General features: G+C 63.6%; 20 protein-coding genes, 1 pseudogene and 1 riboswitch. Of the genes and pseudogenes, 5 read left to right on the top strand and 16 right to left on the bottom strand.

Annotated features, from left to right (window positions below):
• Positions 1-119: 119 nt before the first annotated feature.
• Positions 120-1085, bottom strand: coding sequence for an RgsD C-terminal domain-containing protein (locus NKJ91_RS03385; RefSeq protein WP_352454655.1), 966 nt, complete (start codon positions 1083-1085; stop codon positions 120-122).
• Positions 1086-1241: 156 nt separating this feature from the next.
• On the opposite strand from NKJ91_RS03385, the gene NKJ91_RS03380 reads away from it, so the two are divergent.
• A complete protein-coding gene (locus tag NKJ91_RS03380; RefSeq protein WP_352454450.1) occupies positions 1242-1826 on the top strand; it encodes a nitroreductase family protein in 585 nt (194 codons plus the stop codon).
• Between the two features lie 19 nt (positions 1827-1845).
• Here the strand turns inward: NKJ91_RS03380 and NKJ91_RS03375 are convergent, their stop codons facing one another.
• On the bottom strand, positions 1846-2727 hold the full coding sequence (locus NKJ91_RS03375) for an HpcH/HpaI aldolase/citrate lyase family protein (protein ID WP_352454449.1): 882 nt from the start codon (positions 2725-2727) through the stop codon (positions 1846-1848).
• A 3-nt stretch (positions 2728-2730) separates the two neighbouring features.
• On the bottom strand, positions 2731-3222 hold the full coding sequence (locus NKJ91_RS03370; RefSeq protein ID WP_502901046.1) for a MaoC family dehydratase: 492 nt from the start codon (positions 3220-3222) through the stop codon (positions 2731-2733).
• A gap of 110 nt (positions 3223-3332) precedes the next feature.
• Between NKJ91_RS03370 and NKJ91_RS03365 the strand changes: the two genes are divergently transcribed.
• Positions 3333-4454, top strand: coding sequence for a DUF2336 domain-containing protein (locus NKJ91_RS03365; RefSeq protein ID WP_352454447.1), 1122 nt, complete (start codon positions 3333-3335; stop codon positions 4452-4454).
• On the opposite strand, the gene NKJ91_RS03360 is transcribed toward NKJ91_RS03365, so the two are convergent.
• A complete protein-coding gene (locus NKJ91_RS03360) occupies positions 4451-6520 on the bottom strand; it encodes an FUSC family protein (RefSeq protein ID WP_352454446.1) in 2070 nt (689 codons plus the stop codon). The two genes, NKJ91_RS03365 and NKJ91_RS03360, sit on opposite strands and share 4 nt — an antisense overlap.
• Positions 6521-6562: 42 nt before the next feature.
• Positions 6563-8614 carry a DNA topoisomerase IV subunit B gene (gene parE / locus NKJ91_RS03355; protein WP_352451346.1) on the bottom strand — a complete coding sequence of 684 codons (2052 nt, stop codon included), beginning with the start codon at positions 8612-8614 and terminating at the stop codon, positions 6563-6565.
• 274 nt (positions 8615-8888) lie between these two features.
• On the opposite strand from parE, the gene NKJ91_RS03350 reads away from it, so the two are divergent.
• Positions 8889-10058 (top strand): GGDEF domain-containing protein, encoded by a 1170-nt coding sequence (locus NKJ91_RS03350; RefSeq protein WP_352454445.1) that lies wholly within the window; start codon positions 8889-8891, stop codon positions 10056-10058.
• A 72-nt stretch (positions 10059-10130) separates the two neighbouring features.
• Here the strand turns inward: NKJ91_RS03350 and gcvP are convergent, their stop codons facing one another.
• The 3 genes from gcvP to gcvT are packed head-to-tail and all read right to left on the bottom strand — an operon-like array spanning position 10131 to position 14450.
• Positions 10131-12941, bottom strand: a complete 2811-nt coding sequence (gcvP, locus tag NKJ91_RS03345; RefSeq protein ID WP_352454444.1) for an aminomethyl-transferring glycine dehydrogenase — start codon at positions 12939-12941, stop codon at positions 10131-10133.
• Positions 12942-12957: 16 nt separating this feature from the next.
• On the bottom strand, positions 12958-13326 hold the full coding sequence (gene gcvH / locus NKJ91_RS03340) for a glycine cleavage system protein GcvH (protein ID WP_352454443.1): 369 nt from the start codon (positions 13324-13326) through the stop codon (positions 12958-12960).
• 5 nt (positions 13327-13331) lie between these two features.
• Positions 13332-14450: a glycine cleavage system aminomethyltransferase GcvT gene (gene gcvT, locus NKJ91_RS03335; protein WP_352454442.1), complete on the bottom strand. Its 1119-nt coding sequence runs from the start codon at positions 14448-14450 to the stop codon at positions 13332-13334.
• Positions 14451-14598: 148 nt separating this feature from the next.
• Positions 14599-14685: riboswitch (glycine riboswitch) on the bottom strand.
• 204 nt (positions 14686-14889) lie between these two features.
• Between gcvT and NKJ91_RS03330 the strand changes: the two genes are divergently transcribed.
• Positions 14890-15888 (top strand): hypothetical protein, encoded by a 999-nt coding sequence (locus NKJ91_RS03330; protein ID WP_352454441.1) that lies wholly within the window; start codon positions 14890-14892, stop codon positions 15886-15888.
• Between the two features lie 14 nt (positions 15889-15902).
• On the opposite strand, the gene NKJ91_RS03325 is transcribed toward NKJ91_RS03330, so the two are convergent.
• Positions 15903-16721 (bottom strand): transporter substrate-binding domain-containing protein, encoded by an 819-nt coding sequence (locus tag NKJ91_RS03325; protein WP_352454440.1) that lies wholly within the window; start codon positions 16719-16721, stop codon positions 15903-15905.
• Between the two features lie 98 nt (positions 16722-16819).
• Between NKJ91_RS03325 and NKJ91_RS03320 the strand changes: the two genes are divergently transcribed.
• Entirely contained in the window at positions 16820-17422 is a 603-nt protein-coding gene (locus tag NKJ91_RS03320) for a DUF3011 domain-containing protein (RefSeq protein ID WP_352454439.1), read from the top strand.
• A 23-nt stretch (positions 17423-17445) separates the two neighbouring features.
• Here NKJ91_RS03320 and NKJ91_RS03315 read toward each other — a convergent pair whose 3' ends face one another.
• From NKJ91_RS03315 to NKJ91_RS03285, 7 genes and pseudogenes are all read right to left on the bottom strand, one after another.
• Positions 17446-18255, bottom strand: coding sequence for a molybdopterin-binding protein (locus tag NKJ91_RS03315; RefSeq protein WP_352454438.1), 810 nt, complete (start codon positions 18253-18255; stop codon positions 17446-17448).
• A gap of 1 nt (position 18256) precedes the next feature.
• The gene (locus tag NKJ91_RS03310) at positions 18257-19135 is read right to left on the bottom strand and encodes a cytochrome b/b6 domain-containing protein (RefSeq protein WP_352454437.1); all 879 of its coding nucleotides are present in this window, start codon (positions 19133-19135) and stop codon (positions 18257-18259) included.
• Between the two features lie 102 nt (positions 19136-19237).
• Positions 19238-19915 carry a DUF1345 domain-containing protein gene (locus tag NKJ91_RS03305; protein ID WP_352454436.1) on the bottom strand — a complete coding sequence of 226 codons (678 nt, stop codon included), beginning with the start codon at positions 19913-19915 and terminating at the stop codon, positions 19238-19240.
• 5 nt (positions 19916-19920) lie between these two features.
• A complete protein-coding gene (locus NKJ91_RS03300; RefSeq protein ID WP_352454435.1) occupies positions 19921-20388 on the bottom strand; it encodes a YaiI/YqxD family protein in 468 nt (155 codons plus the stop codon).
• Between the two features lie 66 nt (positions 20389-20454).
• A complete protein-coding gene (gfa, locus tag NKJ91_RS03295) occupies positions 20455-21024 on the bottom strand; it encodes an S-(hydroxymethyl)glutathione synthase (protein WP_352454434.1) in 570 nt (189 codons plus the stop codon).
• 40 nt (positions 21025-21064) lie between these two features.
• Entirely contained in the window at positions 21065-21316 is a 252-nt protein-coding gene (locus NKJ91_RS03290) for a hypothetical protein (RefSeq protein WP_352454433.1), read from the bottom strand.
• Positions 21313-21479, bottom strand: a pseudogene (locus NKJ91_RS03285) (S-(hydroxymethyl)glutathione dehydrogenase); the annotation flags it as partial. The gene NKJ91_RS03290 and the pseudogene NKJ91_RS03285, both read right to left, overlap by 4 nt.

Genomic DNA, 21479 nt, shown 5'->3' with positions numbered 1-21479 from the left:
GCAAGATCTTGCTCGACCGCCTTCACCGCTGCGTCTTCGACCTGCCTTCGGCCGTACCGCGTGGCCGCGCGCAGTTGCTGGCGCGACGCATGCGCAAAGCAGCCTAGAGGGGCGCGGCTTTAGTCGGCGCCTTCCTCGGAATCGATGGCCGAAGCCTCGGTGGCCAGAACTTCGATGTCCTGATTGTGCCCGGCCACCACGGTAAAGTCCTTCTGGTAGATGCGGTCGCGGTTCTTGGCGATGATGGTGTAGTCGCCCTCGGCCAGCACCATCGAGGCAAAGGCGCCGACGGTTTCCTTGATCGGATCGCCGGACTCGTTGAGCAGGGACCAGGAGGTGTCGGCGATCGCCTCGCCGCCCGGCTCGCGCACCAGCTTCATGGTCATCTCGGCGGCACGGTGCTCGACCGTCGCTTCGGTCAGCTTGCCGGCCTCGACGCGGATGTCGGAGCGGATGACCGCGTTCACCGCCCCATAGGTCGAAACAACGTGGTAGGTGCCGGCATTGAGCCGCACGACGCTGTTCGGCTCGACATCGGGTATGATCAGCGCGCGATCGCCATCGGGCTCGGTATGGCTCTCATAGATCGAGAAGCGCAGCTTCTTCGGCGGTATGCGTACCCCGCCCGACAGCACGGCATCGAGCTTGAGGCCACCGGCATCGAGCACGAGGCTCTCGCGCTTGGCTTCCTTGCCGACGGTGATGCGCTTGGTGGCGCCGGCCCGCCCGTAGGAGGCGTGGACCAGATACGAACCCGGCTCGAGCTGGAATATGGCGGTGCCGCCATGAGCGGAGGCGACCATCGGCAGCTTGCCGTCGCTGGCCGATTCGGGTTTGAAGACGCGCCAGACTATGCCGCGCGTGATGTCGGTGCCCTTGTCGGTCAATTGCGCCGACAGCGTGATCGCCCCGCTGCTGCCCAATGCCAGCGATGTCTCGCTTTTCGGAGGCGCATAGCCCGAAATTCCGGGAAGCTTCAGCTCGCCGAGGCCGTCCACATCCTGGGCGACGGCAAGCGAAACCGGCACCATCAACAGTGCGGCAGCGAGCCCTATCAGGAAAATACGCAATGTCCCCTCAAACATGCCTTGCGTTGAAGCCCAAGGCGGTGGCAATTTCAAGGCTTAAGAGTCCGGTCGGCTTCTGCTACAGGGCTCTTTGTCCGGCGCGCCGCGCCAATGCCCAAGCCGCCCGATGTCCCGATGGTGCGCTTCAGCTCAAATTCCAGGAGACTTGCGCCCATGGCGTCGCCGATCATCGATCTTCTGCTGACCCGAAATTCCGCGCCGATCCCGGATTTGAAAGAACCGGCACCGGGCGATGCGGAGATCGCGACGATGATCGCCGCCGCCTCGCGGGTGCCGGACCATGGCCGGCTGGAGCCTTGGCGTTTCATCCTTTATCGCGGCGAGGCTCGCATCGAGATCGGCAAGAAGCTGGCAGAACTTGCCGATCAGCGCGAAGGGCCGCTGCCGGAAGGCCGCCGCAACCAGGAACTGGCGCGCTTTTCGCGCGCGCCGCTGGTCATCGGCGTGATTTCTATCCCCAGGGAAAACCCAAAGATCCCGCAATGGGAGATGTTCCTGTCCGGCGGCATGGCGGCGATGAACCTGATGCTTGCCGCCAATGCGCTGGGCTACGGCACCAACATGATCAGCAACTGGTATTCCGACGTGCCCGAGGGCAGGGCGATCCTCGGCCTGGCGCCGCATGAGCGGGTCGTCGGCTTCGTCCATATCGGCTCCTACCAGGGGCCAGCGCCGGAACGACCGCGGCCCGATCCAGCAAAGCTCTATGCCGACTATTCAGGGCCGTGGGTGGGATAATTTCGGCGCGGAACAGACCCTAAGCGTCAAGCCCCGCTGCCTTGGCTCGCGCCAGGAGCCGTTCGGCGAGCTTGAGATGCGGCCGATCGTACATCTTGCCGTCGATGCCGACGACGCCGGGATTTCCTGCCGCCTCGAACGCCTCGACGATCGCCAGGGCGCTTTTCACCGCTTGCGCCGAAGGCGTGAAGGCGGCGTTGATGACCGGCACCTGCGCCGGATGGATGGCCATCTTGCCGGTGAAACCGTCGCGCTCGGCCTCGGCGCATTCGGCCTCGAAGCCGGCCATGTCGCGAAAATCCGGAAAGACGGTGTCGATTGCCGCGACTTCCGCGGCACTTGCGGCAAGCATGGTCATGGTGCGGGCGAGGCGGAACACATCCGTGTAGCGGCCATTCGCGTCGCGCGTCGCGCGCGCGCCAATCGCCGCCGACGAATCTTCCGCCCCCCAGGTGACGCCGACAAGCCGCGCGCTTGCACGGGCGTAGGTCGCTGCGGCCAAGACGCCTGCGGCCGTTTCTGTGATGATCGGCAGGATCCTTATCGCTCCATCCGGCAGGCCGCTTTCGGCTTCGTGCACCCTGAGCTTGGCCGAGAGATGCTGGACATCCAGTCCGCTGTTCGACTTAGGCAGCATGATGCCGTCTGGTTTTGCTGGCACGAGCGCCGCCAGATCGTCGTCGGTCAGTCCGGTCGAAAGGTCATTGACGCGCACATAGATCGCGGAGCTGGTCCGGTGCCTGTGCGCGCCGATAAAACGCGCCGCTGTGTCGCGCGCCAACCCCTTGTTCTGCGCAGCAATCGAGTCCTCGAGATCGATGATGACCACGTCGGCGCCCACGCCAAAGCCCTTCTCCAGCTTCTTTTCCGAATCGCCGGGAACGAAGAGCAGAGAACGCATCGGCTATGCCTTTTTCATCATCATGGCTTGCCTCGTGCATTTGGCAACCAGCACATCGTTCTGGTTATAGGCGCGGTGCTCGAACTCGACGATACCGCGGTCCGGCTTCGATCTGGATTCACGCACCGAAACCACCGTGGTCTCGACGCGAATGGTGTCGCCATGGAAGACGGGGTGCGGAAACACCGTCTCCTTCATGCCGAGATTGGCGATGGTGGTGCCGACGGTGATGTCATTGACCGAGATGCCGATCATCAGGCCAAGCGTGAACAGCGAATTGACCAGCGGCTTGCCCCATTCGCTCTTCGCCGCGAAGTCGAAGTCGATGTGCAGCGGCTGCGGGTTCAACGTCATCACCGAAAACAACATGTTGTCGCTTTCGGTCACGGTTTTGCGCAGCGTGTGCGTGAACACTTGGCCGACAGCGAACTCCTCAAGATAAAGCCCGGCCATGGTCGATCTCCTCCGCTGCTTCAGGGTTGATAGGCGTTGCATATCGGGCTCGCAAGCCAGTTAACGAACATGGTGAACCGTTCGTAAACCATTTGTGCCTACGGTCTCCGCCAGGGTCAGAAGCGTTCTGGCAAGGGGCGTAAGCAGGCGACATGGTCGTTTCGCATTTCCTGAAATGGATCCATACGGCGAAGGTGTCGGAGCGTGCTGCGGCGGCAAGCGCGCTGGCTCGCGCCTATGTCGACTCGGAGCTGCCTTTCGAGGACCGCTGCGCTGCCGAGGCGGCGCTGACGTTGCTGCTCGATGACGTATCGTCGAAGGTGCGGCTGGCGATCGCCGACGCGCTTTCCATGAGCCATCATGCGCCGCCGCAGATCGTCAGCGCGCTGGCCTCGGACCAACCGGAAGTCGCAGCCTTGGTGCTGGCGCGCTCGCCGCTGCTCACCGATGCCGACCTGATCGATCGGGTTGCCGGCGCCCAGAAAGCGACGCAGAAGGTGATCGCCGACCGGCCGCGTGTCTCGATGTCGGTCGCGGCGGCGATCGCCGAGATCGGTGAGCCGGAGGCTTGCACCACGCTGCTCGCCAACAGCGGCGCCGACATCGCATCCGTCAGCTTTCGCCGCATGGCCGAGCGGCACGGCCATCTGCCTCTAGTGCGCGAGGCGCTGATTGCCGACGCGCGCCTGCCCGCCGACTGCCGGCATATGCTGCTGGTCAAGCTCGGGGAGATGCTCAAGGGGTCGCCGCTGGTGCTGGCGCTGATGGGCGCCGCCAGGGCCGAGCGCGTCACGCGCGATGCTTGCATCAAGGCTTCGGTGACGCTGATCGAAGGCACGCGGACAGAGGAACATACCGCACTTGTCGAACATCTGCGCCTGCGCGGCGACCTGACCGCAAGCTTCGTCGTCCGCACCATTGCGCACGGCAAGGTCGACTTCTTTGGTTCGGCGCTGGTCGCGCTCAGCCAACAGTCCGAACAACGGGTGAGAGCACTGCTGGCCGGCGGGCATGACGTGGCTCTGCAGGCACTGTTCCGCAGTGCCGGGCTTACCGCCGCCACCCACGCCATCATTCTGCGCGCGCTGAAGGTCTGGCGCGAGGTCGCCAATGGCAAACGCCTCGCCGGCGTCCAGGAAGTCAGTTGGCTGATGCTGAAGGAATTGGGCGGACAGTCCGCAGAAGGCGATCTCGCCGGGCTGGTCAAATCGATCCATCTCGACGCGCTGCGCGAGAACGCACGCGGGCACGCGCTGGCGATCGCTGCTGCCTAAACCCGGTCCTTCGCGAAAAAATCCGGAAAATCCTCAATCGCGGCGGCGATGATGCGCAGCGAGGCGGCGGTCTGCAGCATTTCGGCCGCGACGCTGCGCTCCGCGATGCCTGCTGCATACTGCCTGGCGACTGCGACGGTCGCCGTCTGCGGCTCGCCGGGCCGCCTGAACAGCAGCTCGCGTGCCAGACCGCGCAGGAAATTGGCGATGGAAAGTGCTGTTTCAGGCGGGATCGCGGAACTTTGCTGCGCGTTGCGCAGCCGTAGGATTTCGAGGCCGACGGTAACCGCAGCTATGCCGCCGCCGAGAACCGCGTCGCCTTTCTTGCCGGCGTTCTGCAGCAGTGGCATCAACTGGTTGATCCGGTCGTAGGCAAGGCTTTCGAAGGCCGATCGCCGCGGCAGGCGGTCGTGCAGGCAAAGGCGTGCAAGATCTTCGCGCATGGTTTGCAGGATGCGGTTGACTGTAACCCAGGGGTCGGCGGGCAGCACGACGGCGAAGACGCCGATCGCCAGAAGAATGCCGACAAGGACCGCTGCCGAATTGGCGAGGAACGGCTCCGGATCGTAGGTCATGACCTGATGTGGGCTGAGGAAGGCGAGGAAATTGATGGCAAAGGCCGTTGCCACGCCGACGTAGCGCGGATTGGCCATGCCCAGTGCCGCTGGCACCAGGATCGGGACGACGAAAACCGCGAACCAGCCAAAGCCCGGCAGCGCTGGAAGTGCTATCTGCCCGACCACAAACGCGAACGGCAGGGCGAGCAACGTGCCCTCGAAGAAGTTCCATGCCGACCGGATCGGATCGGCGCGCGCGGCGAACAAGCTGGAGACGACGGCGACCAGAATGACCGTGCCGGTCGCGTCCGACCATTTCGTCGCCAGCCAGAAGCCGGCGACCAGGAGCGTGGCGATTGCTGCGCGCACGGCATTGCGCGATGCCGCACGGTAATCGCGGTGCACCACCAGCGCTGGCTGCCGCCGTTCGCGACTGGCACGAGACGGGGGAGAGCGCAGTGCATCCAGGCCGCGCAGCACTTGCTGCATTGCCTCGGCGAAGTCGGCGGCAATGGTCAGGCGTGTGACAGTGCCAGCCCAGTTAATGTCTTGCCCGGCCGCGATGTCAGGCATCTGCCGCGCCTTGCCGGCGATTGCGTCGAGCCGCGCCACCCAGGGCGCCGTATCGTCCAGCGCGCCCGGCTTGGCTACCAGTTCGCCGACAACGGCCTGCAACTCGGCGCGAACGGGGATGAGGGCTGCATTCTTCGGCGCGGCGGCGTGGGCATGCAGCGCACGCGCCGCTGACAGGGCCGACAGAAGCTGGCCGATGGTACGCCGGACCGGATAGGCGCGGGTGGCGAGGCTCGGCCCCTCCAGCCTTGCGTAGGTGCGCATCTCGCCGAGCGTCTGGACGTCGCCGATCAGCTTGCGGTGCAGCCCGGCAAGCTTTTCCGCATCACCGCCGGAAAAAGCGCCGTCCGCATAGGCCGCCAGGTCGAGAATGCTGCGTTTCAGTCTTGAGATGATGGCGTCGGCGGCCAGTTTCGGCAGGATCAGCCGGCTGGTCAGCGCAGCGCAGACGATACCAAGCACGATTTCCGCGCAGCGCGCCACGGCGAGATCGATGACGAGGTGCGGCTGGCCGAAAGCCGGCAGGCCGATGATCATCGCGGTGTAGCCGGCAAGCGCCGCGCCATAGGCTTCCGGATTGCGTAGCAGCGACGAGACCAGCGAGCAGATGCCGATCCAGACGGCAAGAACTGCAACCAGCAACCACGGGTTGGCATCGAAAACAGTGGTAATGCCGATCGCCGCCAGCGCGCCGGCAAGCGTGCCGAGGAGACGATAAAACCCCTTCGCCAGCACCATGCCGGCGACCGGCTGTGCGACGATGAACACCGTCATCATCGCCCATTGCGGGTGGTCGAGCTTCAGCGCATAGGCGGCCAAAATCGCGATGAGGCCGGCCGAAACGGTGCGCAGGGCAAAGATCCAGTCCGAGCGCGTCGGCCGCGTCAGGCCAGCGATCCGCGTGCCGATATCGTCCTTCAGCCGCGCCCAGGTCAAGTGCTCGTCTCCAGCCCAGAAGGCCAAGCTAGCGGCGGGAGCTCAGATATCCAGCACTTCCGTCTCGGCGAATTCCGCGCGTTCCTGGATGAACCGGAAACGGGCCTCGGGCTTGGTCCCCATCAATGCGTCGACCGCGTCCTTGGTCGCCGCCTCGGCATCGATAACGTCGACCCGCAGCAGTGTGCGCTTTTTCGGGTCCATGGTGGTTTCCTTGAGCTGGGCGGCCATCATTTCGCCCAGCCCCTTGAAGCGGCCGATTTCGACCTTGCCGCGCCCGGTGAATTCGGTGCGCAGGAGTTCGTCCTTGTGCGCGTCGTTGCGGGCATAGGCGACCTTGCCGCCTTGCCGGATCGAATAAAGCGGCGGCACCGCCAGATAGAGATGGCCGCCGCGGACCAGGCTTGGCATCTCCTGGTAGAAAAAGGTGATCAGCAGCGAGGCGATATGGGCGCCGTCGACGTCGGCATCGGTCATGATGATGACCCGGTCGTAACGCAGGTCCTCGTCGCGATATCTCGAGCGCGTGCCGCAGCCAAGCGCCTGGATGAGGTCGGATATCTGCTGGTTGGCGGCAAGCTTGTCGTTGCCGGCGCTGGCGACGTTGAGGATCTTGCCGCGCAGGGGCAGCACCGCCTGGCTGGCGCGGTCGCGCGCCTGCTTTGCCGAACCGCCGGCCGAATCGCCCTCGACGATGAACAGCTCGGCACCGGCGGCGGCATTCTGCGTGCAGTCGGCGAGCTTGCCGGGCAGGCGCAGCTTGCGCACCGCACTCTTGCGCGACACTTCCTTTTCCTGGCGGCGGCGCACCCGCTCGTCGGCGCGGGCGATCACCCATTCGAGCAGTTTCGAAGCTTCCTGCGGATTGTCGGCCAGCCAGTGGTCGAACGGGTCGCGGATAGCGCTTTCGACGATGCGGATCGCCTCGATCGTCGCCAGCCTGTCCTTGGTCTGGCCGACGAATTCCGGTTCGCGGATGAACACCGACAGCATGCCCGCCGCCGAGATCATCACATCCTCGGAAGTGACGATCGAAGCGCGCTTGTTGCCGACCAGGTCGGCATAAGCGCGCAAGCCGCGCGTCAGGACGTTGCGGAAGCCGGCCTCATGCGTGCCGCCTTCGGCGGTCGGAATGGTGTTGCAATAGGAATTGATAAAACCGTCGCCGCCGAACCAGGTCACCGCCCATTCGAGCGAACCGTGGCCGCCCTGCTTCTCGCTCTTGCCGGCAAACATTTCACGGGTCACCTGGAATTCGTCGCCGAGCGAGGCTTTCAGATAGTCCTTGAGGCCGCCCGGAAAATGGAATTCTGCCTTGGCCGGCGTCGTGTCCTTTTCCTTGATCAGCGACGGATCGCAGGTCCAGCGGATTTCGACACCGCCGAACAGATAGGCCTTTGACCGCGCCATGCGGTAGAGCCGCGCCGGCTCGAAAGCAGCACCCTTGCCGAAAATCTGCTCGTCTGGATGGAAGCGGATCTTCGTGCCGCGGCGGTTGTGCACCTCGCCGAGCTGCTCCAGGCCGGTCACCGGAACGCCTCGCGAGAAGCGCTGGCGATAGAGCTTGCGCCCAATCGCGACCTCGACCTCGAGATGGTCGGACAGCGCGTTGACCACGGAAACGCCCACACCGTGCAGGCCGCCGGACGTCTCGTAAACCTTGCTGTCGAACTTGCCGCCTGAATGCAGCGTCGTCATGATGAGTTCGAGCGCCGGCTTCTTGAATTTCGGGTGCGGATCGACCGGAATGCCGCGGCCGTTGTCGGTTACGGACAGGTATCCGTCGGCGGAAAGCTCGACATCGATGAAGGTCGCATGGCCGGCGACCGCCTCGTCCATCGAATTGTCGATGACCTCGGCGAACAGATGGTGCATCGCCTTGTCGTCGGTGCCGCCAATGTACATGCCCGGGCGGCGGCGCACCGGCTCCAGCCCCTCCAGCACTTCGATATCGGCGGCACTGTAGCTCTCGCTGGCGTCGCGGGGCGCCGGCCGCTTCGCCGCCTGCACCAGCGGGTCGGCCGGGCGCGCGGCGGCGCGAGCCGGTTGCGGCTGCTTGTCCAATTTGGCGAAAAGATCGTTATTGTCGTCCATGCCGGTCCTGGATTCCGATGCTGCGAATCACCACCCGATACTGCCACGCTTTTCGCGGGCAGGCGACGGAGGTTCCTGTTACGTTCGAGGATAGGGCCTCTTACTGCAAAACCATTCGACAACCAAGCGGCGGAAATGGGGTCGAAGCCTGGAGCATCGACGCTTTGTAAACCCTGTCCGAAGGTTACGCCGCAAGATTGGCTGAAAAAACGGTATTTGCGGACTGTCGCTGACCTAGAATGCAGCGGAACCCTCAAGAGGCTGTCGCTTAAGCATGTTGGATTACAGTTCGCTCCTGCTCGCGGCGGCGCTGTCGGGCACGGGCCTTAGCATCACCATGTTTGCGATCTGGTTCACCGCGCCACAGGCACGCTTTGTGCTGACGGTGGCGTGCGGCATTCTCGTGCTGGTCGCACATGTCGTGTTGTTCTGGCATTACACCAGGGATCCAAGCGCCTGGCTTTGCCAGATCGTGCTTGCGCTTCTCAGCCTCGGTTTCCTGATTATCTGCCTGTCGGCCATGCAATATCTCGGCATAGGCGACTACAGGCGCGCCATCTTGCCGACCTTGGTTGCGATGGCTGTTTGCACAGGCGCGACGTATCTCGGATTTGATGGTGTCGGCTTTATTGTCACCTACGCAACGGTAACGGCGCTGCTCTCGCTCATCGGGGCGATGTTCTGGATTGAGGGTGGTCACGATCGCCGGATATTGCTGGTCGTCTCGTTCCTGAGCGGCGTCTGTGCCCTGTCGTTCGGACTTTGCGGCGCGGTCCTGCTGGTCAAGGGCCAATGGGTGCTGGGTGTTGCGCCCGACAATTGGGCCGAGCGGGTGAATTCCGTCGTGGCCGTCGCCTGCATGACCGGGCTCGGCGCATTGACGCTCTCCCTGCACCATTTGCAGGCGCAGATCGAATTGAAGGCCGAGACGATGACCGATCCATTGACCGGGCTGATGAATCGGCGGGCGTTGACGGCACTCTACGGCGAGCGGGTCTTCGGTCCGTTCATGTCCGTTGCCATGTTCGACCTCGACCATTTCAAGAGGACGAACGACGTATTTGGTCACCCGGTCGGCGACCAGGTTCTGTGCCGCTTTGCCGCCGTCGTCAGGAAATACGCCCGGACCGGCGTCGACGCCTTCCGGTTGGGCGGCGAGGAATTCGTGCTCGTCATGTCGCGGATGACGGAAGAGAAGGCCTATGACATTGCGAGCAAGATCAGCGTCGCCTTCGGCACGGAAGTCGTGGCCACCCAACTCGGTCCGTTGCGAAGCACAGTCAGCGGCGGCATCGGCTTTGGCGGAACAAACGGCACCGGTCTCGACGATGTGCTGGCCGAAGCCGACGCAGCACTCTATGCGGCAAAGCGCGCCGGGCGAAATCGCGTCGTCGTCCGGGACCGGGCGAGCAAGGCCGACGGGCCGGCCTTGCGTTCTGCCTGATTGAGGTTTCTATCTTCTTGTTAGACCCCATGATCTTGTCCGAAAACCGGATTCCACTTTCGGGATCATGATCTATTCCGCCGCACCCAGATATTCCGACAGCGGCGGGCAGGAGCAGACAAGGTTGCGGTCGCCGGCGACATTGTCGATGCGCGACACCGGCGGCCAGTATTTTGCCGCCGTGTCGGCATCGCCGGCGGGGTAGGCCGCCTCCAGACGCGTATAGGGATGGGTCCACTGGCCGGCCAATGCCTCGGCGGCGGTGTGTGGCGCGTTGACCAGAGGATTGTCGCCCAACGGCCATTCGCCCTTCGCCACCTTGGCTGCCTCGCCGGCTATGGCGATCATGGCCTCGCAGAAGCGATCCAGCTCGCGCTTGGGCTCGGACTCGGTCGGCTCCACCATCAGTGTGCCGGCCACCGGGAACGACATGGTCGGTGCATGGAAGCCATAGTCGATCAGCCGCTTGGCGATATCGTCGACGCTGATGCCGGCGCTGTCTTTGAGCACGCGGGTGTCGAGGATGCATTCATGCGCAACGCGTCCGTTGCGCCCTTTGTAAAGCAGGGGGAAATGCTCGCCGAGACGCGTCGCCACATAGTTGGCGGAGATGATCGCCGTCTCGGTCGCCTGCTTCAGGCCGGAAGCGCCCATCATGCGGATATACATCCAGGTGATCGGCAGGATGGAGGCACTGCCGAACGGTGCCGCCGCCACGGCATGGGCCGAGCCTTCGGTGACGTGGCCGGGCAGATATGGCTTCAGATGCGCCTTGACGCCGATCGGGCCGACACCGGGGCCGCCGCCGCCATGCGGGATGCAGAAGGTCTTGTGCAGGTTCATGTGGCAGACATCGGCGCCGATATCGCCGGGACGGGCGAGGCCGACCAGCGCGTTGAGGTTGGCGCCGTCGAAATAGACCTGGCCGCCATGGCTGTGGACGAGGGCACAAAGGTCGCGCGCGCCTTCCTCGAAGACGCCATGCGTCGAAGGATAGGTGAACATCAGCGCCGCAAGGTTGTGCGCATGCTCGGCCGCCTTGGCCTGCAGGTCGGCCGTATCGATATTGCCGTCCTCGGTGCAGCGCACGACGACGATGCTCATGCCGGCCATGGCCGCACTTGCCGGATTGGTGCCATGCGCCGAGGACGGGATCAGGCAGACGGTGCGATGGCCCTCGCCGCGCGACAGATGATAGCCGCGAATGGCGAGCAGCCCGGCATATTCGCCCTGGCTGCCGGCATTGGGCTGCAGGGTCACCGCGTCGAAGCCGGTGATCTCCGCCAGCCAGCCTTCCAGCTCCTCGATCATGGCGCGATAGCCTGTCGAATGGTTTGCCGGGGCGAAGGGATGCAGGTTGGCGACATCAGGCCAGCTCACCGGCATCATTTCGGCGGCGGCGTTGAGCTTCATGGTGCAGGAGCCGAGCGGGATCATGGCGCGGTCGAGCGCCAGGTCCTTGTCGGCCAGCCGGCGCAGGAAGCGCATCATGTCGGTTTCCGAGTGGTTTTCGCGGAAGACGGGCTGGGTGAGGAACTCCTTGCCGCGCGTTTTTCCGGGCATGGAACTGCCGGCGGCAACGCCGGCCTTGGCGCCGAAAAGCGCTGCGATTGCCTCCAGATCGGCTTCGGTGGAGGTCTCGTCGAAGCTGATGCCGACATGGTCGGCGTCGATGACGCGCAGCAGCCGGCCGGTCTTTTCTGCGGCGGCGGCAATCGCGCCGGCTCTGCCCTTCATTTCCACGGTCACAGCGTCGAAGCGGCTGTCGCCGAGCACCGAAACGCCCGCTGCCTTGAGGCCGGCAGCCAGGCGGTTGGCCAGCGTGTGGATGCGGCCGGCAATCGCCTGCAGCCCGGCAGGGCCATGCCAGATCGCATAGGCCGTCGCCATATTGGCGAGCAGCGCCTGTGCGGTGCAGATGTTGGACGTCGCCTTGTCGCGGCGGATATGCTGCTCGCGTGTCTGCAACGCGAGGCGATAACCGGGACGGCCCTTGCTATCCGTCGACTGGCCAACGAGCCGGCCGGGCATCAGCCGCGTCAGCCTGTCGGAGACGGCGCAATAGGCGGCGTGCGGCCCGCCAAAGCCCATCGGCACGCCAAAACGTTGCATCGGGCCGACGGCGATGTCGGCGCCAAGCCTGGCCGGCGCATCGGTCAGCGTCAGGCCAAGCGGGTCGGCGATGAAGACGACCAGCGCGCCGGCAGCACGGGCCCTGTCGATCGCTGCCTTGTGGTCGCCGTAGACGCCGAATGTATCGGGCCAGGAGACCAGCAGGGCGGCGGTGTTGTCGTCGATCACCTCGCCGTCGACCTCGATGCCGAGCGGCTCGGCGCGGGTGCGCACGACGTCCAGCGTCTGCGGGTGCGGCGTGCCGGCCAGTGCCACCTTGGTGCGCTTGTCGCGATGATGGCGCAGCGCAATGCCGACAGCTTCGGCCACCGCCGTCGCCTCGTCGAGCAGCGAGGCCGACGCCACCGGCAGGCCGGTCAGTTCTGTCACCAGCGTCTGGAAGTTGAACAGCATTTCCAGCCGGCCCTGGCTGATCTCGGCTTGGTAAGGCGTGTAAGCCGTATACCAGGCCGGGTTCTCGAACAGGTTGCGCTGGATCACCGGCGGCACGTGGACGCCATGATACCCGGCACCGATGAAGCTCTTCAGCACCGTGTTCTTTGCCATCGTCGCCGCGAGCTCGGTCAGCGCTTCCGCTTCGCTTGCGGGGGCGGGCAGGGCCAGCGGCCGGTCGAGCCGGATCGACTTCGGCACTGCCTGGCTGATCAGGGTTTCGACCGAAGGAACGCCGATCGTCGCCAGCATGGCTCTGACGTCATGGAGGCCCGGGCCGATATGGCGAGCCGAGAAGGGGTAGGGTGCTGCGGTCATCTTCCTGGTCCTGCTATCAACCAATATGGGCTTTGTAAGCGGCTTCATCGAGGAGCCCGTCGAGCTGGCTTTCATTGGCCAGCTTCATCTTCCACAGCCAGCCGTCGCCGGTTGCCGCCGAATTGACGAGTGAAGGATCCGATGACAGCGAGGTGTTGGCCTCGGTGATCTCGCCGTCGACCGGCGCGTAGACATCCGATGCGGCCTTGACCGATTCGACCACCACGGCGGTGTCGCCCTTGGCCAGTTTTCTGCCCAATTCCGGCAGCTCGACGAAGACGAGGTCGCCGAGCTGCTGCTGTGCGTAGTCGGTGATGCCGACCGTGGCGATGCCGCCCTCGACGCGCAGCCATTCGTGATCTTCGGTGAAATAGGTCTTTGCCATTGAAATCATCCTTTGCGGTAGCGATGGGGCGTGAAGGGCAAGGGGTGGATGTCGACCGGGATTTTCGTCCCGCGGACATCGGCGAACAGTTTTGCGCCGGATTTGGCAAGCGGCGTCTGGACGTAGCCCATGGCGACCGGATGACCGGCCGAGGGGCCGAAGCCGCCTGAGGTGACATGGCCGGCAGGGTTGCCGTCAGCATCGAAAAGGGCAGCACCGGCGCGCACCGGCTGGCGGCCTTCCGGCTTCAGGCCGACGCGTTTTTGCGCCGGACCACGCTCCAGGATGGCGCGCAGCGCATCGGCGCCGATGAAGGCGCCAGAGGCGCGAACCTCCTTGGGGATGGCCCACATCAGCCCGGCGCTGGCCGGATCGATCTCCGGCGTGATGTCCAGCCCGTGCAGGCACAGTCCGGCTTCGAGCCGCAGGCTGTCGCGGGCGGCAAGGCCGACCCACATCACCCGCTCGTCCTCGAGCAGCCTGGCGACGAGGTTTCTTGCATCCGCTTCCGGCAGGCCGATCTCGAAGCCGTCTTCGCCGGTATAGCCGGACCGGCTCATGAACCATTTTTTGCGCGGTTCGATGCCGTGCATGAACACCAGCGAACCGGTCTCGATGCCGGCGCGGGAAAGGGCAGCCCACGCCTCGGGGCCCTGGATGGCCAAGAAGACGCGGTCGAGTGCATCCACTTTTACATCGAAATCGCCCTCTGCATCGAAATTTTTGGCCAGTGCGCGCAGATGCTTTTCGTCGGCGGCGGCGTTGCCGGCATTGGCGACCATCATGAAGCGCTCGGCGCCGAGCCTGGTGACGATCAGATCGTCCAGAATGCCGGCCGCCTCATTGAGGAAGAACGTGTATTTGGACTGGGAAATCTCAAGCGCGCCGGCATCGAACGGGCAGGCGCGGTTCAGAAGCGGTGCTGCGCCCGGGCCGCTGATTTCGAACAGCTTCATGTGCGAGATGTCGAACAGGCCGGCATGCTCGCGGCTGTGCAGGTGCTCCTTCATCACGCCGGCCGGATAAGTCAGCGGCATCGACCAGCCGGCGAAGGCGCCGAAACGCGCACCGGCTGCCATGTGCAGATCTTCGAAGGGAAGGTGTTTGGTGTCGTCGCCCGTCATGTCATCTCCAGAGTCGCACGCAAGCGGCCGCGAATGGCGACCAGTCCGTGCCCCTCTGTCTGAAGCCTGAGAGACTCGCGCCCCGTAACTCTGTCGGCAGCGCTTACACCTTCGGCGCGGGGGCAAGCCCCGACTTTCCAGAGTGTCTTTCCCGTCTACGGTTCTTTTGCCTGAGAGATTTCGGGCGATTTCCCCTTCGGCGGCAGCTCTCGCTGCTCTCTCCCGCAAACAGGTAGGACTCGGTCAGGAGCCCTCGACTCGTCATCCATAGCCCGTGGACGACACCTTGTCACCTGCCGGCGACATTTTTACTGCCAAGTCTTCTGCGGGCCTTCTTTACAGGCAAGCCTTCGCTAACCACGCCGCTTGCCGGTTTCTCAAGACCTTGCCGATATACCGCATAAGGGCCGGCAATTACCGGCGGCGGGCGGGGAAGAAAATGGGCGAATTGATCATGAGCGCGCCGGTGGCCGGGCTGACCTCGAAAAATCGGATCACGGCGGAAGACGTGGTCATGCTGCGCGGCGAAGTGTTCGGCGACGGCGTGGTAACGCGCGGCGAGGCCGAGGCGCTGTTTGCGCTGGATGCAACGGCGAGGGACAAATGCGCAGAATGGCTTGAGTTTTTCGTCGAGGCCGTCACCGATTTCATCGTCCACCAGGAAAAGCCGGCGGCCTATGTTTCGCAGGACAATGCCGACTGGCTGATCCGGACGATTTCGCGCGACGGCATGGTCGACAGCCAGACCGAACTCGAGCTGCTGGTTCATGTGCTGGAAGTTGCCAAATCATCGCCGAGCACGCTTTCCAGCTATGCGCTGGAGCAGGTCGCTCATGCGGTCGTGGACGGCAAGGGGCCGCTGATGACCGGCGGCAGGCTTATCCCTGGGTCGATTGCCAAGGCTGAGGTCGAGCTGTTGCGCCGCATCCTTTACGCCTACGGCGGCGATGGCAACATCGCCATCAGCCGCGCCGAAGCCGAGGTGCTGTTCGAGATCAACGAGCGGACAGCGGCGGGCGACAACGATCCGTCCTGGAACGATCTGTTCGTCAAGGCGATCGCCAATTTCGTCATGTGTTCGGCCGGCTACGAACCGCCGGTGCGCGACGTGGCGCTGCGCCGGGATTCGTTCTTCGAGCAGGCCGATCCGGAGATCGGCGGGTTCTTCAGCCGCATGGTATCGGGCGGCCTGTCCGGCATCATTGAAGCCTATCGCTCACCGGGCGACATCGAAGCCGAGTGGGAGTCCAAGAACAAGGCAGCCGAGGCACTGGCCCGCCGCGCCGAGACGGTCGATGCCGGCGAAGCGAAGTGGCTTGCTGAACACATCGGCGACCGGCCGCTGCAGGAGAACGAGCGTGCGCTGCTGACGCTGATCAAGCACGCCTCGCCGGAAATCCACCCGGCGCTGAAGCCGCTGATCGACAAGGTCGCATAAGCAGTCGCGCGACGCTATTGTTTGGCGGGCTCCGGCTTGGCGCTGGTGTCGAACCGCGACATCCATTTGAAGCTGCCGAACCAGTAGCGGCGCACGCCGCCTATGGTGCCGTCGGCGGTACGCGCGCCGATCCAGTTGTTGACGTATTGGATGAGGCGCACATCGTCCGGCCGCATCGCAAACGCCTCCGGCGTCCGCAACAGCGGGCCGCCCACCATTGTCAACTTCGCGTCATAGAGCCTGGCGGCCATTTGGGGCGTTGGCGATGTCGCGACCATTGCCTGTGCGTCGCCGCCGATGATCGCGGCGAAAACATCAGAGGTATTGTCGAAAGACAGGATAGTCGCCTTGGGAAAAGCTTCCTTCGCGGCGGCTTCATCGGTGGAATTGGACAGCACGGCGATCTTGTATCCCGGCGCCGCCACTGCCTTGCCCGGCCTTTTCCCAAGACTGGCGATCGTCGCAACCATGCGGATATCGGCAGTGCCGGTCTGGTTGGAGAACACCACCTCGCGTGCGCGTTCCGGCGTGCTGGCGTAGCCCGCCGCGATCATGTCGAAATCACCCTTGAGCAGTCTTGTCTTGAGGTCGTTCCAGGGCACCTCGACCAGCTTCAGGTCGACGCCGAGATCAGACGCCAGCGCACTGGTCAGGTCGACATCATAGCCGGCGAACTTGCCGTCGGCCTTCTTGAGGATCCATGGCGGGTTGAGCGCCACGCCGACCGTCAGTGTCTTCTGGTCGATGATGCGCTTGAGGCTGTCGTCCGCCCGGGCCGGCAGCAGCGACAAAGCCAACCAAGCAGAAAGGGCAAGTATAGTTGTGGCGATCATCTTAGCGCGCATTAATATAACCTCGCTGAGCCCGTCCGGTTGTCAGATTTACACAGAGGTGCCATTCTGTCGATAGCGGACCCTGATGGAGAGTTGCGATGTCGGCACGGATGGCGGTTACCGGTTCGATGGTGTTCCTGGCTTGCATCCTGGGCAATCCGGCGAAGCTTTCGCTGTTGCCGGCGGCAGCGCAGGCTGCGGGGGCAAAACGCGTGGTCTGCTCCAGCGCCGATTACCGCTATTCCTATTGCGGGGTCGATACGCGCCGCGGCGTGCAGTTGACCTCTAGGCTGTCGAAGGCGCGTTGCGTATACGGTAGAAGCTGGGGCTATGACGGCGGCGGCATCTGGGTCGACAATGGTTGCTCGGCCGAATTCGCAGTCGCCGGCCCCAACCGCAATCCCTCTGCTGGCGACGTCGCCGCAGCCATTATCGTCGGCGGCGTGGTAGGCGCCATTCTCGACAACGGCAATTCGCATCGCCATCATTCCGATAATTACTATCCGAAGCCGCGCCCGCGCCGTTACGACCAATTGATCGATCCGACGCCGCAATTCGACAATCAGGGCAACCCCAACTTCGATACCCACGGCAACTACCAGGGACCGCATGGGCTGGGCAAGCTTGTCACCCCTGACGACAATCCTGACCTGAATCCGGCCCTGCGCAGCGACGGCGACGACAGCGACGACGACAGTTAGATGAAGCTTAGGTCAGGTTTCGGTCAGATGCCGCCGTACCAGTCGTAGCCATTGTCCTCCCAATAGCCGCCTCTGCCGCCGCCGATATTGGCGAAGCCGTCGACCAGCTCGATCTTGTAGAGGTATTTCGGCATCTTGTAGCCGAGCTGGCGCTCGACGCGGACGCGCAGCGGCGCGCCGTTCTCGACCGGCAACGGCTTGCCGTTGAGGCCATAGGCAAGGATCGTCTGCGGATGACGGGCATCGACCAGGTCGATCGAGCCGTAATATTTGATGTCGCCGGCCAGGCTGCGGTCGATCGTATCGAGGCAGTGGAACATGACGTAGCGCGCCTGCGGCTTGACCACTGCCTGGTCGAGCACCAGCGACAGCGGCGTGCCGGTCCATTTGGCAATGCAGCTCCAGCCTTCGACGCAGTCGTGGCGGGTGATCTGGGTGCGGCTCGGCATGTTCATCAGCTGCTCGCGGCTCAGCGACAGCGGTTTTTCGACGAGGCCTGAAACCTCCAGCCGCCAGTCGGCGAAATCGCTGGCGAGCAGGCCCTTGTAGAAATCGTCGTCCGGTGCGGTGACACCGTTCGGCCGCTGCGGCTGGCGAATGTCGGCCTCGGTGAACTCCGGCGCCAGCGCATCAGCGCCGGCAAGCAGTCGCTGCGCCCGCCAGGTCAGGCCATTGGCGCTTTCGAGGAAGCTGCGCAGGCTGTCGCCGACGCCAAGCTGGCTGTCGAAGGCGTCGCAGCCCGACAGCATGATGCCGGAAAGGCCGAGGCTGGCCGAGGTCAGGAACTTTCTTCGGCTTATCTGTAGCTTGGGGCTGATCTCGAATTTCGCCATGTCAGGCACTCCTCTCTGGCGCATTGTCGCCATGCGCCGGCGGGTCGGTTCGGTACCACCCGGTGATGATGGAGCGCAGCTCGTTAATCGGGCCGGCGGCCAGGATCATCAGGATGTGGATAATGAAGAAGGCGACGAGCAGCAGCATCACCGTGAAATGAATGGTGCGCGCCGTCTGCCGGCCGCCGAGCAGATCATTCAGGAACGGCAGCACCGAATCCATGCTCGGCGACATGGCAAGGCCGGTGATGATCATCAGCGGCAGCAGCACGAACAGCACGCCGCCATAGGCCATCTTCTGCAGCGTGTTGTAGTCGCGCGTGTGATGGAACCTGAGCTTGGCGTGCTCGACAATGTCTCGCGGCAGGCGCCTGAAATCATCGAGGCGCGGGGCAAGATCGCGGCGCAAATGGCCGTTGATCAGGCTGGCGACCAGCCAGACCAGCAGCGTGGTGGTCAGCACCCAGGCAAAGAAGAAATGAACGACGCGCGCGGTGCCGAGATCGTAATAGGAAGGGATCGTCGCCCAGGACGGGAAGGCACGGGAGGTCTCCTGGCCGGCCGGACCCGACCAGCCGAGCACGCCAGTGGTATCGAAGCGCTTGCCGAAGATTTCGGTATAGCCGCGCGGGCCAGTCGCCGTATTCTCGGCGCCAATGGCGAAGACGGTGTTGTTGTAGCCAAAACCCGACTCCTTGCCGATGTAGAGCTGTGGGCGGGCGTTAAATATTTGCAGACCGGAAAGCAGCATGAAGAACAGCGCGATCGCCCACAGCCAATGCGTCAGCCGCGTCCAGCGCGACTGCCGATAGATCAGCGTCGCATCACTCGGCGCGGCGGTATCTGCTCCGGCGGCTTGGTTTCTGGCAAGCGATTCCATTTGTTGTTCCCTCCGGCCGCGCGTTCGTCGCGGCCTCGTCAGATCTCTTCTCCTCCCAATACGTCGCCAGCCTAAGCGATGTTTCACCCGATCACGGATTTATTACGGACTGCCGAGGCTGACGGCGAGGTTGACCGCGGCTGCCACGATGACCGTGTTGAAGAAGAACGACAGGATCGAGTGCACAAGCACGACACGGCGCATTTGCGAGGTCGTGATGTTGGTGTCGGCGGTTTGCGCCGTCATGCCGATCACCGTGGCGAAATAGAGGAAATCCGAGCCTTCCGGCCGCTTGCCGCCCGGGAAGTCGAGGCCGCCGACCGGAATTTTCTTTTTTGTGTCGCCATCCATCGCATCGCCATCCAACCAGTAGATATGCGCGTAGTGAAGTGCGGCCATCGCATGGATGGTCAACCAGCCAAGCGGGATAGACAGCAGCGCCACCGTAAGCTCGACGGTGTCCGCGCTCTTCTCCCTGTTGATCAATTGAAACAACGAAATGATGGCAATAGCGACGACAATCAGCGTGACCGCGAAGATGGCCAGTACCGGCAGGTCCGTGTCGCCTGCATTCTTGCGCAGATAGCTGCCGGTAAGCCGCGGCATATGGGCGATGACAAGAACGAGATAGGCGGCAAAGAACACATTGGCGCCGATCGAATAGGCAAGCGGCGCACGCCAGACCAGCGCGGCGCCAAAGGCTGCCACGCCGATGCAGGCCGACACCGCGAACGGCGTGTGGGGTCGCATGGGCATTTTGGTCGGGGTACCAGTCGCCATGGCCTTCAGTCCGCTGACGCGGATTTCAGCGCTCGCCGTAGGATGCGGTCAAGCTCGCCTAGGAACCGCGAGCGATCCTGCGGCGCGAAGCTCGAATTGTAGCCCTTGCTTTCGCCGGTCTCGCGCAGATGCTGCTTGAGATCGCGCATTGCCACCGCCATGCCGATCGTTTCGGGCGTAAACGGGCGTCCGGTCGGACCAAGTACGTGGGCGCCAAGCGCCACCGCGCGCGCGGCAAGCGGGATATCGGCGGTCACCACGATATCGTTGGACCGGGCATTTTCGACGATCCAGTCGTCGGCGGCATCGGCGCCCTTGGAGACGACGACATTGCGGATCATCGGATCGCGCGACGGACGCAAGCCGCCATTGGAGACGAAGGTGACGACGATGCCGTGCCGCTCGGCGACTTTTTCGACCTCGGCCTTCACCGGGCAAGCGTCGGCATCGACGAGAATAGCAGGTGCGGGCATCGTTGTTCCAAATGTGAAAGAGCCGGGCGGCGTCGCCCGGCTCGATCGATGATAGTCGAGCGGCTACTAGGCCGGCAACGCGCCGGATCTCTTGGCCGTCCAGGTGGCGATATAGTCCATCAGTCCTGGATTGAGGCAATCATAAGGTTCGAGCCCGATCGACTTCAGCTGTGACCTTATGCCGTCCATGCGGCTCGGATCGACACCGGACTCGATGATCGACGAGACAAAGGCGGTGAAGCCCGGCGGTGACCAGCCGTCTTCCTGGAAGCGTTCGGGATGAATGAAGGACAGCCCCTTGAAAGCGTGGTCGCGCTCGACCGGGCCGTGCATGTGGACGCCGCAGCCGGTGCAGGCATGGCGCAGGATCAGCGCGCCCGGATCGACGATCTTCAGCTTGTCGCCGTTTTCGGTCACCGTCACGTCGTTTGTACCGGCAACCGCCACGACCGAGAACAGCGCGCCTTCCGGCTTCCAGCATTTGGTGCAGCCGCAGGCATGGTTGTGGGCGATCTGGCCCTTGACCTTGACCTTGACCGGGTTGCTGGTGCAGGCGCAGACCAGCGTGCCGCCGGCAAAATCGGGCTTTTCCCGTGGCGGTCCATTGTCGATTTTAGGATGCAATTTTTCCGGCATTTTTGTCTCCTCCCTTGGTTCTATGCTGGTTCCGTTTCGATTACCGCTTCATTTCCATACGGTGTTCTTGCTTGACGCGCTCTACCACCTTGAGCGCCTTGCTCAGATATGTATCGCGCACGAGAAACGATATTTCTTCTCTGCCGCGGTCGATCTCGTCGAGGTCGATGCGAACGCGGTTGTTATTCCTAAGCGCTACCCAAAGCTGTTCGCCGAATTGCCAGCTCTGCATACTGAGCGACTCGCTGAAATTCGGATATCGGATCCGAACCCGGATCAGTACCTCCTTCAATAGACTACCACGCTCCTGATCGACTTGCCTTCATGCATCAGGTCAAAGCCCTTGTTGATGTCCTCGAGCTTCAGCGTGTGGGTGATCATCGGATCGATCTCGATCTTGCCGGCCATGTACCAGTCGACGATCTTCGGCACGTCGGTGCGGCCGCGCGCGCCGC

It is taken from the genome of Mesorhizobium sp. M0040 (assembly GCF_040323505.1).
In the GTDB taxonomy this organism is placed as follows: domain Bacteria; phylum Pseudomonadota; class Alphaproteobacteria; order Rhizobiales; family Rhizobiaceae; genus Mesorhizobium.
This window is presented reverse-complemented; position numbering and strand designations above follow the sequence as displayed.

Bases quoted from the DNA above. Each gene is read 5' to 3' on its own strand.
- NKJ91_RS03385 (WP_352454655.1), bottom strand. From the start codon at position 1,085: ATGTTTGAGGGGACATTGCGTATTTTCCTGATAGGGCTCGCTGCCGCA.
- NKJ91_RS03380 (WP_352454450.1), top strand. From the start codon at position 1,242: ATGGCGTCGCCGATCATCGATCTTCTGCTGACCCGAAATTCCGCGCCG.
- NKJ91_RS03375 (WP_352454449.1), bottom strand. From the start codon at position 2,727: ATGCGTTCTCTGCTCTTCGTTCCCGGCGATTCGGAAAAGAAGCTGGAG.
- NKJ91_RS03370 (WP_502901046.1), bottom strand. From the start codon at position 3,222: ATGCAACGCCTATCAACCCTGAAGCAGCGGAGGAGATCGACCATGGCC.
- NKJ91_RS03365 (WP_352454447.1), top strand. From the start codon at position 3,333: ATGGTCGTTTCGCATTTCCTGAAATGGATCCATACGGCGAAGGTGTCG.
- parE (WP_352451346.1), bottom strand. From the start codon at position 8,614: ATGGACGACAATAACGATCTTTTCGCCAAATTGGACAAGCAGCCGCAA.
- NKJ91_RS03350 (WP_352454445.1), top strand. From the start codon at position 8,889: ATGTTGGATTACAGTTCGCTCCTGCTCGCGGCGGCGCTGTCGGGCACG.
- gcvP (WP_352454444.1), bottom strand. From the start codon at position 12,941: ATGACCGCAGCACCCTACCCCTTCTCGGCTCGCCATATCGGCCCGGGC.
- gcvH (WP_352454443.1), bottom strand. From the start codon at position 13,326: ATGGCAAAGACCTATTTCACCGAAGATCACGAATGGCTGCGCGTCGAG.
- gcvT (WP_352454442.1), bottom strand. From the start codon at position 14,450: ATGACGGGCGACGACACCAAACACCTTCCCTTCGAAGATCTGCACATG.
- NKJ91_RS03330 (WP_352454441.1), top strand. From the start codon at position 14,890: ATGGGCGAATTGATCATGAGCGCGCCGGTGGCCGGGCTGACCTCGAAA.
- NKJ91_RS03325 (WP_352454440.1), bottom strand. From the start codon at position 16,721: ATGATCGCCACAACTATACTTGCCCTTTCTGCTTGGTTGGCTTTGTCG.
- NKJ91_RS03320 (WP_352454439.1), top strand. From the start codon at position 16,820: ATGTCGGCACGGATGGCGGTTACCGGTTCGATGGTGTTCCTGGCTTGC.
- NKJ91_RS03315 (WP_352454438.1), bottom strand. From the start codon at position 18,255: ATGGCGAAATTCGAGATCAGCCCCAAGCTACAGATAAGCCGAAGAAAG.
- NKJ91_RS03310 (WP_352454437.1), bottom strand. From the start codon at position 19,135: ATGGAATCGCTTGCCAGAAACCAAGCCGCCGGAGCAGATACCGCCGCG.
- NKJ91_RS03305 (WP_352454436.1), bottom strand. From the start codon at position 19,915: ATGGCGACTGGTACCCCGACCAAAATGCCCATGCGACCCCACACGCCG.
- NKJ91_RS03300 (WP_352454435.1), bottom strand. From the start codon at position 20,388: ATGCCCGCACCTGCTATTCTCGTCGATGCCGACGCTTGCCCGGTGAAG.
- gfa (WP_352454434.1), bottom strand. From the start codon at position 21,024: ATGCCGGAAAAATTGCATCCTAAAATCGACAATGGACCGCCACGGGAA.